Source organism: Streptomyces sp. AK08-02, from assembly GCF_033795085.1.
GTDB lineage: Bacteria > Actinomycetota > Actinomycetes > Streptomycetales > Streptomycetaceae > Streptomyces > Streptomyces echiniscabiei.
The window spans coordinates 216313-232323 of record NZ_JARAZV010000009.1; the positions used below are offsets into that span (position 1 = coordinate 216313).

Annotated in this window: 14 protein-coding genes; 5 read left to right on the forward strand and 9 right to left on the reverse strand. The window is 69.5% G+C overall.

What is annotated here, in order from left to right; translation table 11 throughout:
- The first annotated feature begins 24 nt into the window (after positions 1 to 24).
- Positions 25 to 921 (forward strand): LysR family transcriptional regulator, encoded by an 897-nt coding sequence (locus PV734_RS20235; RefSeq protein ID WP_319094355.1) that lies wholly within the window; start codon positions 25 to 27, stop codon positions 919 to 921.
- 125 nt (positions 922 to 1046) lie between these two features.
- Complete coding sequence (locus tag PV734_RS20240) at positions 1047 to 2255, forward strand: phospholipase D-like domain-containing protein (RefSeq protein WP_319094356.1); 1209 nt, start codon at positions 1047 to 1049, stop codon at positions 2253 to 2255.
- Between the two features lie 273 nt (positions 2256 to 2528).
- On the opposite strand, the gene PV734_RS20245 is transcribed toward PV734_RS20240, so the two are convergent.
- On the reverse strand, positions 2529 to 2699 hold the full coding sequence (locus tag PV734_RS20245; RefSeq protein ID WP_319094357.1) for a hydrophobic protein: 171 nt from the start codon (positions 2697 to 2699) through the stop codon (positions 2529 to 2531).
- Positions 2700 to 2811: 112 nt separating this feature from the next.
- Between PV734_RS20245 and PV734_RS20250 the strand changes: the two genes are divergently transcribed.
- Entirely contained in the window at positions 2812 to 3669 is an 858-nt protein-coding gene (locus PV734_RS20250; RefSeq protein ID WP_319094358.1) for a YihY/virulence factor BrkB family protein, read from the forward strand.
- Between the two features lie 46 nt (positions 3670 to 3715).
- On the opposite strand, the gene PV734_RS20255 is transcribed toward PV734_RS20250, so the two are convergent.
- The 4 genes from PV734_RS20255 to pgm all read right to left on the reverse strand — a co-directional run bounded on the left by PV734_RS20255 (position 3716) and on the right by pgm (position 9918).
- Positions 3716 to 4558: an RNA polymerase sigma factor SigF gene (locus PV734_RS20255; RefSeq protein WP_415924238.1), complete on the reverse strand. Its 843-nt coding sequence runs from the start codon at positions 4556 to 4558 to the stop codon at positions 3716 to 3718.
- 123 nt (positions 4559 to 4681) lie between these two features.
- Entirely contained in the window at positions 4682 to 6436 is a 1755-nt protein-coding gene (locus tag PV734_RS20260; RefSeq protein ID WP_319094360.1) for a thiamine pyrophosphate-dependent enzyme, read from the reverse strand.
- Positions 6437 to 6472: 36 nt separating this feature from the next.
- On the reverse strand, positions 6473 to 8041 hold the full coding sequence (locus tag PV734_RS20265) for an FMN-binding glutamate synthase family protein (RefSeq protein WP_415924239.1): 1569 nt from the start codon (positions 8039 to 8041) through the stop codon (positions 6473 to 6475).
- Positions 8042 to 8277: 236 nt separating this feature from the next.
- Positions 8278 to 9918, reverse strand: a complete 1641-nt coding sequence (gene pgm / locus PV734_RS20270) for a phosphoglucomutase (alpha-D-glucose-1,6-bisphosphate-dependent) (RefSeq protein WP_319094362.1) — start codon at positions 9916 to 9918, stop codon at positions 8278 to 8280.
- A 144-nt stretch (positions 9919 to 10062) separates the two neighbouring features.
- On the opposite strand from pgm, the gene PV734_RS20275 reads away from it, so the two are divergent.
- A complete protein-coding gene (locus tag PV734_RS20275) occupies positions 10063 to 10707 on the forward strand; it encodes a class I SAM-dependent methyltransferase (protein ID WP_319290690.1) in 645 nt (214 codons plus the stop codon).
- A 37-nt stretch (positions 10708 to 10744) separates the two neighbouring features.
- Here the strand turns inward: PV734_RS20275 and PV734_RS20280 are convergent, their stop codons facing one another.
- The 4 genes from PV734_RS20280 to PV734_RS20295 form a co-directional block, all read right to left on the reverse strand.
- A complete protein-coding gene (locus tag PV734_RS20280; protein ID WP_319290692.1) occupies positions 10745 to 11893 on the reverse strand; it encodes a hypothetical protein in 1149 nt (382 codons plus the stop codon).
- 213 nt (positions 11894 to 12106) lie between these two features.
- Entirely contained in the window at positions 12107 to 12553 is a 447-nt protein-coding gene (locus PV734_RS20285; RefSeq protein ID WP_319290694.1) for a hypothetical protein, read from the reverse strand.
- A 131-nt stretch (positions 12554 to 12684) separates the two neighbouring features.
- Positions 12685 to 13521, reverse strand: a complete 837-nt coding sequence (locus PV734_RS20290) for a DUF1206 domain-containing protein (RefSeq protein WP_319094366.1) — start codon at positions 13519 to 13521, stop codon at positions 12685 to 12687.
- Positions 13522 to 13970: 449 nt separating this feature from the next.
- The gene (locus PV734_RS20295; RefSeq protein ID WP_006373391.1) at positions 13971 to 14993 is read right to left on the reverse strand and encodes a DNA-directed RNA polymerase subunit alpha; all 1023 of its coding nucleotides are present in this window, start codon (positions 14991 to 14993) and stop codon (positions 13971 to 13973) included.
- 312 nt (positions 14994 to 15305) lie between these two features.
- Here PV734_RS20295 and PV734_RS20300 point away from each other — a divergent pair, with 312 nt between their 5' ends.
- Positions 15306 to 15875 carry a TetR/AcrR family transcriptional regulator gene (locus tag PV734_RS20300; protein WP_319290696.1) on the forward strand — a complete coding sequence of 190 codons (570 nt, stop codon included), beginning with the start codon at positions 15306 to 15308 and terminating at the stop codon, positions 15873 to 15875.
- Positions 15876 to 16011 lie beyond the last annotated feature (136 nt).

The following is a 16011-nucleotide window of genomic DNA, read 5'->3' on the forward strand; positions in this document are numbered from 1 at the left end:
GATGTCAACGGCTGAGGTGGGCTTATGTCCGAGGTGGAGCTGCGGCATCTCGCCACGATGGCGGCGGTGGCCGACGAGGGGTCGTTCGGGCGGGCCGCCGCTCGACTCGGGTACACCCAGTCGACGGTCAGTCAGCAGATCGCGGCTCTGGAGAAGGCCGTCGGCGGCGCCGTGTTCGACCGGCCCGGCGGCCCCAAACCGGTGCGGATCACACCGCTCGGCACGGTCGTACTGGCCCACGGACGCGATCTGCTCGCGAAGTCCCAGGCGTTGTCGGCAGCCGTGGACCGGTTCAAGGCCGGTGACGGCCGGGTCGACATCGGTACCTTCCAGAGCGTGTCCAACGTGATCCTTCCGCTGCTCGTACGCGGGCTCCGGGACGAGCACCCCGACTGCGACATCAGGCTGTTCGAGGAGGAGACGGACCAGCCCCAAGTCCATGAGCTCGACCTGACGTTCTTCGACGGCCGTGTCGACGGCGACGTCGAACACCGCAAACTGCTCGACGATCCCTACCTGCTGGTGGCCCGCCGCGGCACCTTTCCCGACGGCCCCGTACGCCTGGCCCGACTCGACGGTGCGCCCATGGTGGCTCACCCGGCGATCTGCGACCAGGCCCGGATGGAACAGGCGCTCGCCCGCCGTGGCGTACGGCCGCACATCGTGTGCCGCACGGCGGGCAACGAGACCGTGCTGTCGATGGTGCGCGCCGGCATGGGTTCGGCGATCCTGCCTCGACTCGCCGTCCACAGCGCCGACGTCGGCTCCGACGCCTCGCTGTGCGTCCACGAACTCCAGCCGGCACCGCCGCCGCGCGAGATCTTCCTGCTGTGGCAGGCGCATCGCACCCACTCCCCGCTAGCGGCACGGGCCATCGAGATCGCCGTGGAAATCGCGGGCGAGATCGCCGAGCGTGGTTGACCGTGCGTCGCCCACGCCTCCATGCCTTCCGGGGGAGTGCCGCGGCGCCGACCGGGAACGTGGTTGTGCGGGCTCGTCCAACAGCCCGTGACGTTCCGTCCTCATAGTCCGGTGGGAGTTTCGGCGTGACACTCGGCGGTATACCTGCACCCCCTGCTCACAAGACGGCACCTGACGCGGAAGCGCGCAAGCTGCGCCTGCGCCGTCGCCTGGAGCGGCTGATCGGCGTGGCCGCCACCGAAGGCAACGAACTGGTACCCCTGCGCAACGGCGACGAGATCTTCCCCGCGATGCTCGGGGCGATCCGAGAGGCTCGGCACACCATCGACCTGATGACGTTCGTGTACTGGCGGGGCCAGATCGCTCACGACTTCGCCGCCGCCCTGGCCGACCGCGCCCGCGCGGGGGTACGGGTGCGGCTGCTGCTGGACGGCTTCGGCGCGAAGGAGATCGAGCGGGAGCTGCTGGACCTCATGACCTCCGCCGGAGTGGAGGTGGCCTGGTTCCGCAAACCCGCCTGGCTGTCGCCGTTCAAACAGAATCACCGCTGCCACCGCAAGGTCCTCGTCGTCGACGAGCACACCGCCTTCACCGGGGGTGTGGGCATCGCGGAGGAGTGGTGCGGTGACGCGCGCGGCCCCGCCGAATGGCGGGACACCCATGTCCAGGTGCGCGGTCCCGCCATCGACGGTATCGCCGCGGCGTTCGCGCAGAACTGGGCGGAGTGCCACGACGAACTCTTCGACGACCGCGACCGCTTCACGGAACACCCGCAGACAGGCTCGTCGGTGGTGCAGGTCGTTCGCGGCTCCGCGAGTATCGGCTGGCAGGACATGCAGACCCTCGTCCGGGTCATGCTCAGCTCCGCCGAGGAAAGCTTCCGGCTGGCCACCGCCTATTTCGCTCCGGACACCTACTTCATCGACCTGCTGTGCGAAACCGCTCGTCGCGGCGTGCGCGTCGAGATCCTGTTGCCCGGCCCTCACACCGACCAGCGGGCCTGTCAGCTCGCCGGTCAACACCACTACACCCGTCTGCTGGAGGCCGGTGTACACATCCGTCAGTTCCAGCCGACCATGATGCACGCCAAGATCATCACCGTGGACTCGGTCGCCGCCCTCATCGGCTCCACCAATTTCAACCGTCGGTCGATGGACCACGACGAAGAGGTGATGCTCGCCGTCCTGGACGAGGAGTTCACCGCCTCGCTCGAACGGGACTACGACGCGGACCTCGCACGCAGCGTGGACATCGATCTCACTCGTTGGAGGCGGCGGACGCCGCTCCAACGCGTCAGGGAAACCGCTGTCACCCCGATCCGGCGCTTTCTCTGAACTCAGGCGCCGCGGCCCGGAAACCGCCGGATACGGAAATCGTGGTGGACGGAAACACGCCGGGGACGGGTACACGGCAGGAGGTCGCACGGATTCCCTCGTGCGTGCCCGTCCCGCCCCCGACTACGAAGACGCCTACCCCTGCCACTGTTCGCGATACGCACAGGCGGTACGACCTTCCCCATGTCTCCACCTCGCCCCCTCCGAAAACACGAAGGGGCCCGGCCGTCGTGACGGCCGGGCCCCGGAACGAACGCGTGCGTGCTGGTCAGGTCACCAGCGGTACCAGCGGCCTCGGCTGCCGCCGGCAGAGGTGGAACGCATCACGAAGCCGAGAAGCCACACCACAAGCACGATGACGGCGACCCACCAGAGAATCTTGACGGCGAATCCGGCACCGAAGAGCAGCAGGGCGAGAAGCAGAACAATCAGCAGGGGAACCATTTTTATCAACCTCCTACATTGCCGTGTGCCCTGCAATTCCGCCGCCATTCACCGACTGCACCCTGTTTATAAAGGGAAAGCCGGGGCACCAGCACGAGCACTGGTGATGCTCTTGAAAAAGGCAAAGGTGAAGCACATCTGCGAGCGATGGCGGGCGGCGCTGCGCCGGACGCCGGTGACCGTCTGGAACGAGGACGTCACGGACTGGGCCGCCGCGTTGACCTATTACGCGGTTCTGGCCCTGTTCCCCCTGCTGCTGGTGATCCTCTCGATCCTCGGTCTGACCATGCCCACGGCCAAACCCGAGGTCATCGACCGTATGACACAGGCCGCCCCGGCCGCGTCACGCGAGCTGCTGCGCGGCACCCTGCGACAGATGGCCGAGCAGTCGTCGACGGCGTGGACGCTGATCTTCGTCGCGGGAACGGGAGCGCTGTGGTCGGGCTGCAGCTATCTGAGCGTCTTCCGCCGGGCGATCTACTCGATGCATCGCGTCGACGCCGACCGCCCGGTCTGGCGCACCGCTCCGCGCATCATCGGCACGGCGCTGGTCCTGATCACCCTGTTCCTCACCTCGACCCTCGCGCTGCTGCTCACCGGCAACCTCACCCGGCGTCTGGGCAGAGCGCTGGATCTCGGCACCAGCACCCAGTTCGCCTGGAACGCCGTGCGGTGGCCGGTCATCGCCGTGGTCGCCGTCGCCCTGGTGCTCGTCCTGTACCGTTCGGGCCCGGCACGCACCCGCCCCGTCCACCGGATGGCGCCCGGCGGCGCGCTGGCGGTCGTACTCCTGCTGGCCGTCTCTGTCGGCTTCGCCGTCTACACGGCGCACGTCAGCACCTACGACCGTCTGTACGGGTCGCTGGCCGGCATCGTGGTCTTCCTGGTCTGGCTGTGGCTGTCCAACCTGGCACTTCTGGTCGGCGCCCAGTTCAACGCGGAGCTGGCGAAGCCTGTGCGGGGGGAGTGATCCCTCACTCCCCCCGCACAGGCCGCCGGATGTCACTCGGGTGATGTCACTGGGTGGTGAGCATGCCCGCGCGCAGCCGGGTCAGGAGGCGGGTGATCAGCCGCGAGACGTGCATCTGGGAGACACCGAGGCGTTCGCCGATCTGGGCCTGGGTGAGTTCGTCGACGAAGCGCCAGTGGATGATCTGCCGCTCACGCACGTCCAGTTCGGCGAGCATGGGGGCGAGGGCGTGGAAGTCCTCGACCAGTTCGAGGGCCGCGTCCTCGTCGCCGATGAAGTCCGCCAGCGCGGCCTCGCCGTCCTCACTGCCGCCGATCGCCGCGTCGAGGGAAGCCGACTTGTAGCCGTTGGAGGCCAGCTGGGCCTCGACGACCTCGTCCTCCGGCAGGCTCATCAGCTCGGACAGCTCACTGGTCGTCGGCGTCCGGCCCAGCCTGCCGTGCAGTTCCTCGTTGGCGCGCGCCAGTTGGACGCGAGCCTCCTGCAGCCGTCGGGGCACGTGCACGGCCCAGGTGGTGTCGCGGAAGAACCGCTTGATCTCGCCGACGATGTACGGGACGGCGAAGGAGGCGAACTCCACCTCACGGGTCAGTTCGAACCGGTCGATCGCCTTGATCAGGCCGATCATGCCGACCTGGACGACGTCCTCCATCTCCTCCGGACCACGGCTGCGGAACCGGCCGGCCGCGTAACGGACCAGCGACATGTTCATCTCGATCAGCGTGTTGCGCGCGTACTGGAACTCCGGCGTGCCCTCCTCCAGCACCGTGAGCCGGTCGAAGAACAGCTTCGACAGTTCACGCGCGTCCTTGGGCGCGACCTTGGAAGGGTCCGCGATCTCCGGAACGTCCACCCTCTGTTCGGTGGTCCGCGCGGTCGTCGTCATGATGTGCCCCTCCCGGTCGATCGGTCTCGTCGTCGCCGGTTCATCGTCCGGCTCGGACGCGTGTACCCCGACCGCCGACATACATTCCTCGGATGTTCCTCCGAACTTTCTCGGCTTCGCGGTCTATCAGTGATCACTCGTGTCGCCGTGGCTCCGTACGACCTCCTTCACCTTGGCCACCGCGAAACCCCAGCCCTGTTCCACCGTCGGCTTGGCGGGTACGGCGATCTCGTCGGGGTTGGTGAGGACGTCCAGCAGGACGGGGCCCGCGGTGTGGAACGCCCGCCGCACGGCGTCTTCGAGGTCGGCGGGGTCCGTCACCCGGATACCGGTGATGCCCATGGCTTCGGCCACGGCGGCGAAGTCGGGATTGTCGAGGACGGTGCCGAACTCCGGCATCCCGACCTGCTCCTGTTCGAGTTTGACCATGCCCAGTCGCCGGTTGTCGAAGACGACGAGCTTGACGGGAAGGCGGTGGGTCTTCAAGGTCATGAGATCACCGAGCAGCATGCTCAGCCCACCGTCCCCGCAGAAGGCGACGACCTGGCGGTCCCGGTCGAGGCACTGGGCTCCCAGGGCCTGAGGCATCGCGTTGGCCATCGAGCCGAGATTGAAGGAACCGAGCAGGCGCCGCTCCCCGCGCATCTCGACGAAGCGCGAGAGCCACACCGTGGCCATTCCCGTGTCGGAGGTGAAGACGGCGTCGTCGGCCGCTACCCGGTCCACGACGGCGGCCAGTGCCTCGGGCCGGATGTCGTGGGAGCGGTTGTCCAGCGCGGAACGGAGGCGGCCCACGATCCCCTTGTCGTGCGCGGGATCGGCGAGCCGGGCCTGGCCTTCGCGCCACTGGTCGAAGTGTGCGCGGGCCTTGTCGAGGTGGGAGCGGTCACGGGTCCCCTCGGGCCGGTCGGCGAGGTGGCCGAGGAGGTCGCGTACGGTGGCGCCGGTGTCGCCCACCAGCCCGACGTCCACCGGTACCCGGCGCCCGATATGGGTGGCCTCGGTGTCCACCTGGATGACCGTACGGCCCTCTGGATACCAGTCTCGGTAAGGGAAGTCGGTACCGAGCAGCAGAAGGGTGTCGGCGTCCTGGAGGGCCGCCGCGGCGGCCGGGTTGCCGATCAGGCCCGTCTGGCCGACCTGGAAGGGATTGGCCGGGCCCTCGAAGCCCGCCTTGGCCTTCAGGGTGAGCACCATCGGTGCCGCCAGCCGGTCGGCGAGGACGAGGACGTCCTCGCGAGCCGCCCGGGCGCCTTCCCCGACGAGCAGGGTGACGTTTTCGGCGCGGTCGAGGAGTTCCGCCGCGCGGCGGACGGCGGAGTCGTCAGGTCGGCTGACCGGAGGGTTCAGGGAGAACCGGGCCGGCCGGTCGGCGGTCAGTTTCTGATCGCCCAGGTCCCCCGGCACGGTGAGGACGGCGACGCCCTTGCGGCCCAGTGCGGTGCGCACGGCCGTCTCCAGCAGCCGCGGCAGCTGGTCGGGTGAGGTGATGGTCGCGCTGAAGACGGCCACGTCGCTGAAGAGCGCGTCGTTGTCGACCTCCTGGAAGTAGTCGCTGCCGAGCTCGGCGAGCGGCACCTGACCGGCGATCGCCAGCACCGGGGCGTGGCTCTTGGCCGCGTCGTACAGCCCGTTGAGGAGGTGGACGGAACCGGGTCCGACCGTGCCCATGCACACGCCGAGGGTTCCGGTGAGCTGCGACTGGGCACTGGCGGCGAACGCCGCTGCCTCCTCGTGCCGGCATCCCACCCATTCGAGGCCCTCCGTGGTGCGGAGGGCGTCCGTCAGGGGATTGAGCGCGTCTCCCACGACGCCGAAGACCTGACGCACGCCGAGTTCGCTCAGTGCGTCGACGATGAGGCGGGCAACGGTACGGGCCACGGGATCCTCCAGGTCACAAGTCACAAGGTCACAAGGTCAGACGGTGAAACGGTCGGGGTCGGCGGCCTGCCAGTCGGCCGCCCACGAGGCCGGCGGCTCGGCGAGCAACTGGCCCGGCTCGAGCCACTCGTACAACTCCTCGTAGGAACGCTCGGCGCAGGGGTCGATGCGCCGGTGGAGCATGTGCGGGCGCAACTGGGCGGGGTCGGTGACGCCCATGGACGCCATGATCTGCAGTGCGCCGGCCACGGTCGCCTCCTGGAAGCGCTGCACGCGCGGCGTCTTGTCCCGGACGTCGAGGGCGCGGGTCCGGCGGGGGTCCTGGGTCGTGACACCCGTGGGGCAGGTGTTGGTGTGGCACCGCTGCGCCTGGATGCAGCCGACGGCGAACATCATCGCCCGAGCGGCGTTGCCGTAGTCGGCGCCCTGCACCATGCGTTTGACCAGCTCGGTACCGGTGGCGATCTTGCCACTCGCACCGATCCTGACCCGATCACGCAGACCGGTGCCGACGAGCGCGTTGTGCACCGTGAGCAGCCCCTCCGTGAGGGGGGTACCCACATGGTCGGCGAACTCCAGCGGCGCGGCACCGGTCCCGCCCTCGGCTCCGTCCACCACGATGAAGTCGGGTGCCGTTCCCTCGTCCAGCATGGCCTTGCACACGGCGAGGAACTGCTGCCGCGAGCCCACGCAGAGCTTGAAGCCGGCCGGCTTCCTGCCGGACAGCTCCCGCATCCGGGCGATGAAACGGACGAGTTCTCGCGGGGTCGAGAACACCCGGTGGTACGGCGGTGAGGCGACCGTCCGTCCTTGCGGCACATCCCGGACCCGGGCGATCTCCGCGTTGACCTTGGCTCCGGGCAGCACACCACCGATTCCGGGCTTGGCTCCCTGGGAGAGTTTCAGGGACACGCACTTGACGTGATCGTGCGCCGCCTTGTCCGCGAACTCCCCGGAGTCGAAATCACCGTCGCCCGTGCGACAGCCGAAGTAGCCGGTGCCGATCTCCCAGACGAGGTCGCCGCCCGGACGCAGGTGGTACTCCGACAGGCCGCCCTCACCGGTGTCGTGGGCGAAGCCGCCGGCCGCGGCGCCCCCGTTGAGCGCGAGGATCGCGTTGGCCGACAGCGAGCCGAAACTCATCGCCGACACGTTCAGCAGCGCCATGTCGTACGGGCGGGCACAGTCGGGACCGCCGATGCGCACCCGCGGTGGTGTCTTCGGCACCGCGCGGGGTGCCATGGAGGGGACGAGGAACTCGTAGCCGGGCAGGTACACGTCCCGTTCGGTGCCGAACGGCTCCTCCGCGTCGGTCCCCTTGGCGCGCTCGTAGACGATGCTGCGCACGTCCCGGTCGAAGGGCCGCCCGTCGTAGTTCCGCTCGATGAAGTACTGCTGGAGTTCGGGACGTATCCGCTCCAGCAGGAAGCGGGCGTGCCCCAGGACGGGATAGTTGCGCAGCACGGAGTGCCGGCGCTGCAGCAGGTCCCAGGTGCCCAGCAGACTCACGAGCGCGAGTGGAAGAGCGGCGAACAGCCAGACGGGCGAGACGAGGAGCGAAGCCACGACCGCGGCGATGGCTGCGGCCCAGGTCAGGACGATGATTCCCACACGTGTCACTCCTCGCACCTTGCCCGATGACCGCACTCCATGCACCTCGGCCGTCCCAAGAGACGTCAAAGTGCCGTGCCGCGTGTGGGGCGGGCCGTCGTCCGACGGGGTGCACGCACACGCGGCAGGCGGTACATCGGGTTCGGTCCGGTCCGGAGTTCACCGGCCGCCGGGCCGTGCCCGGAGGCGGCCCGGGCGGCGCTGAGTGCCGTAGCGGGGTCAGGTCCGTGTCAGGTGCCCAGGGCGGTGAGTACGACGGACCGCGCCTCCTCCTGGATCCGGTGCAGATGGTCCGCGCCGAGGAAGGACTCCGCGTAGATCTTGTAGACGTCCTCGGTGCCGGAGGGACGGGCCGCGAACCAGGCGTTCTCGGTGGCGACCTTGATGCCGCCGAGGGCGGCGCCGTTGCCGGGGGCCTCGGTGAGCACCTTGGTGACCGGCTCGCCGGCGAGGGTGTCGGCGGTGACCTGGCCCGGGGACAGCCTGGCGAGCAGGGCCTTCTCCTCGCGGGAGGCCGGGGCGTCGATGCGCGCGTAGGCGGGGGCGCCGAAGCGGTCGGTGAGCTGCGCGTAGTGCTGCGACGGGGTCCTGCCCGTGACCGCGGTGATCTCGGAGGCGAGCAGGGCCAGGGTGATGCCGTCCTTGTCGGTGGTCCACACCGAGCCGTCCCGGCGCAGGAAGGAGGCGCCCGCCGACTCCTCGCCGCCGAACCCGAGCGTTCCGTCGGACAGGCCGTCCACGAACCACTTGAATCCGACCGGGACCTCGACCAGCTGCCTGCCTACATCCGCCGCGACCCGGTCGATCATGCTGGACGACACCAGCGTCTTGCCGATCCCGGCCCCCGCCGGCCACTGCTCCCGGTGCGAGAACAGGTAGGAGATCGCCACGGCCAGATAGTGGTTGGGGTTCATCAGCCCCCCGTCCGGCGTGACGATGCCGTGCCGGTCGGCGTCGGCGTCGTTGCCGGTGGCGATGTCGAACCGGTCGCGCTGCTCGATGAGCGAGGCCATGGCGTACGGCGAGGAGCAGTCCATACGGATTTTGCCGTCCCAGTCCAGCGTCATGAAACGCCAGGTGGGGTCGGCGAGCGGGTTGACCACCGTCAGGTCGAGCCGGTGCTGTTCGGCGATACGCCCCCAGTACGCGACAGAGGCGCCGCCCAGCGGATCGGCGCCGATGCGCACACCGGCGGACCGGATCGCCTCCAGGTCCAGCACGTTCGGCAGGTCGGCCACATAGGCGCCGAGGAAGTCGTGCCGCCCGGTGCCGGGTGCGGCGAGGGCGCGGGTGTAGGGGATGCGCCGTACGTCCTTCAGGCCACCGGTGATGATCTCGTTGGCGCGGTCCTGGATCCAGGAGGTCGCCTCGGATCCGGCGGGGCCGCCGCTCGGCGGGTTGTACTTGAAGCCGCCGTCGGCGGGCGGGTTGTGCGAGGGGGTGACCACCACGCCGTCGGCGAGGCCGGAGGTGCGGCCGCGGTTGTGGGCGAGGATGGCGTGCGAGACCGCCGGGGTGGGCGTGTAGCCGTCGGTCCGGTCGATGAGGACGGTCACGTCGTTGGCGGCGAACACCTCCAGTGCCGTGATCCGCGCGGGTTCGGACAGGGCGTGTGTGTCGGCGCCGAGGAAGAGGGGACCGTCGGTGCCCCGGGCGGCCCGGTACTCGCAGATGGCCTGGCTGGTGGCCGCGATGTGGTCCTCGTTGAACGCCGTCGCGAGGGCCGAGCCACGGTGTCCCGAGGTGCCGAAGGCCACCCGCTGGCCGGGTTCGGCCGGGTCGGGGTGCAGCGCGTAGTACGCCGTGACCAGGCGGGCCACATCGATGAGGTCCTGGGGTTCGGCGACCTGTCCCGCTCGCGCGTCCTGCATTTCCCGCTCCTCCGCAAGGGTCCGACCGTGGGTTACGGCCCCCATTCTTCCCTGCCCGGCCCGTCCGGACGCCCATCGGTCGACCGTTGTGGCCCAGGGGCGACGGGTGCGACGATGCAGACCGGCGAGCGAAGGGACACCGACGTGAGGCACGAGGACCAACGGCCGCCCGCTGCCGTGCTGTTCGACGCGCTGGGCCCCGAGTACGAGAAGGCGTTCGCCCATGCCCCCGCGCATGTGGCCGCGCTCGACTGGCTGCTCGAGCGGCTGCCTCCTGGCGCGAGCACGCTGGACGTGGGCAGCGGTACCGGGCAGCCCACCGCGGCGGCGCTGGTCGCGGCAGGGCACACGGTGCTCGGGGTCGACGTCTCCCCCGTCATGGTCGAACTCGCCGTCCGTCAGGTCCCCGGAGCCGAGTTCCGCTGCGGCGACATCCGGGAGCTGCCCCTTCAGGCCGACTCGCTCGACGGCGTGTGCGTCTTCTTCTCACTGCTGCAGATGACCCGCGCCGAGCAGGCCGCCCTGACCCGGCGCCTGGCCCTCGCGCTGCGGCCCGGCGGCCATCTGGTGGTGGCCACCGTGCCCGCGGACGTGGAGGACATGGAGTTCGTGTTCATGGGCGAGCCGGTCCGTGCGACGAGCTTCTCCGAGGAGGACTTCATCGGCATGGTGAGCGCGGCGGGGCTGACGGTGCTGTCCCGCCACAGCACCGTCTTCACCCCCGATCACCCCGCCGCCGGGCCCGAGCCCCATCTCTTCCTGCACTGCCGCCGTGACGGGACGGCGTGAACGCCCCCTGCGGGAGGAACCCTCTGGGTGAGGCCCCCTACCTGGTGAGGATGGCGCCGCTCCTGAAGGTGTCGCCGTCGCCGCTGGACCGGTAGTGCCAGCCGCCGACGGTCAGGCGGGTGCCGTTGGCCACCACCGAGCTGACGCCGAGGGGCAGTTGAGGGTCGCTCCCGGGCAGTCCGAGCGACCGCCAGCCCTCGGCGGACGTCCAGGTCAGGCCGACGGCCGCGTCGTCGTTCCCGCCCACGACGGCGAGCCCGCCGTTCGGCCGCAGTGTCACCGCCTGCAGTGAGAAGGTGCCCGCGGGCAGCGGCACCTGCTTCCACGACTTGCCGTCCCAGTGCAGGGCCATCCCCGCCGGACGCTGCTTGTCGGTGTCGCGGGACCAGCCCACGGCCCAGATGTCCGTCGAGCTGCGGGCGGCGATGTCGAAGAGGACCGCCGAGTCGGGGAACGCGGGGGTGGGCGTCCGCGTCCACCGGCGGCCGTCCCAGTGCACGGCGACGGACTGACCGGTGTCGTAGTCCACTCCGACCGTCCACACGTCGTTCGGTGCCAGCTCGACGACCTGGTTCAGGCCCCAGTTCGCCGACCCTGGAATCTCTACGGACTTCCACCGACGGCCGTCCCAGTGCTGGACGACCGGGATCTGGGTGAAGGTGTCCTCCGTGTAGCCCTGGCCCACCGCCCAGGCGTCCTTGCCCGAGACCGAACTCACCGACAGCAGACTGCCTTCCACCGTCCCGGAAGGCAGTGTGCCGGGAGTCAGCTGCCAGGCGCCCCCCACGTAGCGCCCGACCAGGACGCCCTGGCCGTCCTGTCCCTGGTCACCGACGAAGAACGCCGAGCCGTCGGCGGCGGTGCTGATGTCGTTGATTCGGCTGTCCCACGCGTCGGCGCCCCGGAGCGCCGTCCGCTTCCACGCCCCGCCTCGGGCGAGGTCACGTTCGTACATGGCGGGCGTGAACCGGAAGAAGCCGCTCTCCGGGTCCCCCACGATCTCGGCTCCGGCGGCCCAGGTCTTCGTCGCGCTCGGCTGGGCCACGGTCATCACCGAGACCTGGCCCGTGGACGTCTCCGTCCAGGTGCCTCCCCCCGCCGGTTCGGCGGTCGCGGTTCCGCTGATCACCATCGTGATCGCCCCCACCCCCGCCAACTGTCCTGCGATCCTTCGTCCCACGGTCACTGTGTGCTCTCCTCTCGTGGAGGAACTTGCTCCCCCGTATACATCGATGCGGTGGGGGGCGCGTTTTGTTGCACACCCGCTTGTGCGAGGTTCTCGGGGGCCGGTGCTGAGGGCCCGGATCCGCACATGCGAAAACCCCCGATTATGAGCGGTCGGGGGTCCCAGACCGTGCGTGAGGTGCGCGGCAGGTCGCCGGGCGGCGGGCCCGGGTCGTCAGTGAGCGGCCCGATGATGGAACCAGTGGTGTCTCCCGCGGGGGCGTTCGGCCGGTCCGCCGGGATCTTCGTCCTCTCGGTCCAGCCGGGCCGACCGCTCGTGGGAGGAGCCGGACGAGCGGGAGGAGCCACGATCCTCGATCAGGGCGTCCCGCTCGTCCTCGGGTACGGCTGTCGAGCGCCTGGACCGTTTGACGCTGTGCCGTCCGGTGCCGCCGCGCCGCGATCCCCGGCTCGCACCGGCGAGGAGCAGGCTCAGCCCGAGCAGACCCGCTGCCCCTACGACGATCCCGCAGAGGAAGAGGGTGCCGGTGGAGCCGGTGATGTCGACTCCGAAGGCGGAGAATCCGCCGGTGAGATCGTGGGCACCGCCGCTGTTGGACACAACGCCGACGACACCGACGACCACCGCGGCGACGAGAATGACGAGTCCGAGGATGATCATGACGCGCTCCTGGGATCTGCTTCCTGCTTTCACGGTAGATCCCTTGCTCCCGCCCTGCCACCGCCAGCGGTTGCGTCCACTCCGGATCTCGGGTAGGCACGCGAGCCACTCGATCGAGTCGGTGCGCCGCCCTACAGCCGACGCCACCGCGCCGAGGCGAAAGAGAAGACTCCGAAGAGAACCAGCCCGATCGCCACGGCGACCAGCAGCCACGGCCCCGCCGGTGTCTGCGTGAAACTGCGCAGCGTCGCGTCCATCCCCTTGGCCTCGTGCGGGTCGAAGCGGACGGCCGCCACCAGGACGAAGACCCCGGCCGCGGCGAAGACCGCACCACGTGCCACACCTCCGCCCACCCCCAGACCGGTGACGACCTGCTTCGTACGGTGGCTCATGGCGCCCGTGTCGAGCTGCCGCAGGAAGCGCCGCATGGCCGCCCGGACGGCCAGGACCACGCCGACGCCGATCAGAACGCAGCCCGCGGCGCCGACCAGAACCCGGCCGTGGGGCAGTCCCAGCGCCGAGGCCGTCCAGTCCTGGGACTGGGCGTTCCCGCTGGAGCCCTGGCCGCCTCCGGCCGCGTACACGGCGGTGGCCCAGCAGACGGCGGCGTAGAAGAGCGCCCGCCCTCCGTCGAGGATCCGCGAGCCCGCCTTGCGCCGAGCCCCCCGGCCGAGAACCGCGCCGGCACCCCGCCACAACGCCATGCAGCCGAACCCGACGACCAGCGCCCAGAGCATCACCTTCCCGAAGGGCTGCTCCGCGATCTGGGACAGCGCGCCCTGGCGGTCCGCCGACTCCTCGCCACCGCCGAAGGCGATCCGGACGGCCAGTGCTCCGATGAGGACGTACACCACACCTCGCGCGGAGAAGCCCGCCCGTCCTGCGGCGGTCAGGGTCTGCTTCTCGGCGGAACGGCGGGAATCGGGCCCGGCGGCCCGGAGCCGTCCGTACAACCGGGATGTTGTCACGTGCCCTCCTCGGAGCGTGGGTGTCGGCGCGGCGATGGCCGACCAGCGCTTCCTGGTCACCAGGGCGTGTCGACGCGACCCGGGTGTGCACAGGCCGGGCATCGGCGGGTGTCTCCCGCCGGGGCGGCATCACTCACCGGCGGAGCCGGCAGACCTCGACACACGAAGGAGCAGCCACAGTGGCTCCCCCAGGCGTGCCTCCGGTCCGAAGCACGTCGCTCAAGTTCCCAGGCAACCCGCTTTCCCGGGCAACGCGCGCTCAATCAGACGCGGTGCCGCCCTCCACCTGCCGAAGACGAACGGCAGTCCCCGACGAGACCATGCTCGTCGGGGACTGCCGTTCGTGCGAAGGGGCACCCCGGTCCGTCCCGGGGTGCCCCTCATGAAAGATCCGCGCCGATCCGAGCGCCCTGGTCAGGACCGGGGCGCCGGTTGTCGGAGCGCAGCCTTCAGTACTGCTCGGTCTCGACGAATCCGCCGTCCGCGTCGTTGTCCGCACCGAAGGCGTCAACAGCCGCGGTCGGGTTGAATCCGGGAGGGCTGTCCTTCAGGGCCAGGCCCATGTCGGCCAGCTTCGCCTTGACCTCGTCGATGGACTTCGCACCGAAGTTGCGGATGTCCAGCAGGTCGGCCTCGGAGCGGGCGACGAGTTCGCCCACGGAGTGGACGCCCTCACGCTTGAGGCAGTTGTACGAGCGGACCGTGAGGTCGAGCTCCTCGATCGGCAGCACCAGATCGGCGGCGAGGGCGGCGTCCGTCGGGGACGGACCCATGTCGATGCCCTCGGCGTCGATGTTGAGCTCACGAGCGAGCCCGAACAGCTCGACCAGCGTCTTGCCGGCCGACGCCATGGCGTCACGGGGACGCATGGCCTGCTTGGTCTCGATGTCGACGATCAGCTTGTCGAAGTCGGTGCGCTGCTCGACACGCGTGGCCTCGACCTTGTACGTGACCTTGAGGACCGGCGAGTAGATCGAGTCGACCGGGATGCGCCCGATCTCCTGACCGATCTGCTTGTTCTGGACAGCGGAGACGTAGCCGCGACCGCGCTCGACGGTCAGCTCCATCTCCAGCTTGCCCTTGCCGTTGAGCGTGGCGAGGACCAGGTCGGGGTTGTGCACCTCGACACCGGCCGGGGGCGCGATGTCGGCGGCGGTGACGAGACCCGGGCCCTGCTTGCGCAGGTACATCACGACCGGCTCGTCCTGCTCCGAGGAGACGACGAGCTGCTTGATGTTGAGGATCAGGTCGGTGACGTCCTCCTTGACGCCCGGCACGGTGGTGAACTCGTGCAGAACGCCGTCGACGCGGATGGACGTGACCGCCGCACCCGGGATCGAGGAGAGGAGCGTGCGGCGCAGAGAGTTGCCGAGGGTGTAGCCGAAGCCCGGCTCCAGCGGCTCGATGACGAACCGGGAGCGGAACTCGTCGACGACTTCTTCGGTCAGGGACGGACGCTGAGCAATCAGCACGGGGTGTTGCCTCCAGTGGTTTGGCGCCCGCTATGTGACGCCGTAGACACTAATGAAGGGTACGGGCGGTTCGGGCGATACGGTCTCCGTAAAGCCGAGCGGCCAGTCTCCCAACTAAACGAGCAGCCTACGGGCTTCTCTTCCCTCCGCCGCGCACGAGGCGTTCCGGTCCCTGCCCGAACAGCAGTCCGGGCGCGGTCGACGGCGACGAATTCCCTTCCGTTCCCCTCATCGCCGCAGACGGGGCCACTTACCGCCACAAGTCAGAAACCGATCAGTTTCTAACTCGTCGGCATCGGTTAACCTCGCCATATGACCACCGAAGCGAAGGCAAGCACGAGAGAGCGACTGCTGGAGGCAGCGGCCACGCTCACCTACCGGGAGGGCGTCAGCATCGGCGTCGAGGCGCTGTGCAAGGCGGCGGGTGTGTCGAAACGCTCCCTGTACCAGTTGTTCGAGAGCAAGGACGAACTACTGGCGGCAAGCCTCAAGGAGCGCGCCTCCGCCTATGTGGCGACACTCCTCCCTGCGGCGGACGACGGCCGTTCACCTCGCGAGCGGATCCTGTACGTGTTCGAGCGGGTGGAGTCGCAGGCGGGGGCCCCCGAGTTCTACGGCTGCCGGTATCTGGCCGTCCAGATCGAACTCAAGGACGAGAGTCACCCCGCGAGCCGGGTGGCCCGCCGGATCAAGGAGAACCTGACGGCGTTCTTCCGCGCCGAGGCCGACCAGGGCGGGGCGAACGACCCCGACCTGCTGGCCCGGCAGCTCAGCATGGTCTTCGACGGCGCCAGCGCCCGCGCGGGAATCGGAGCCGACGACCTCACCGGGCTCATCACCCCCACCGTGACCACTTTGCTCGACGCGGCAGGCGTGAGCTGACACGTTTCGATTCGCCGCCCTGTCCGTATCGGTGACTGACCGCGTTCGCACGTACACCGACAAATGAGCGAAAACAGCAGGATAGGCACTCAGAGGCATCTCACAGCGGTCACGCCCCGGCACATCTGCGCAGGAG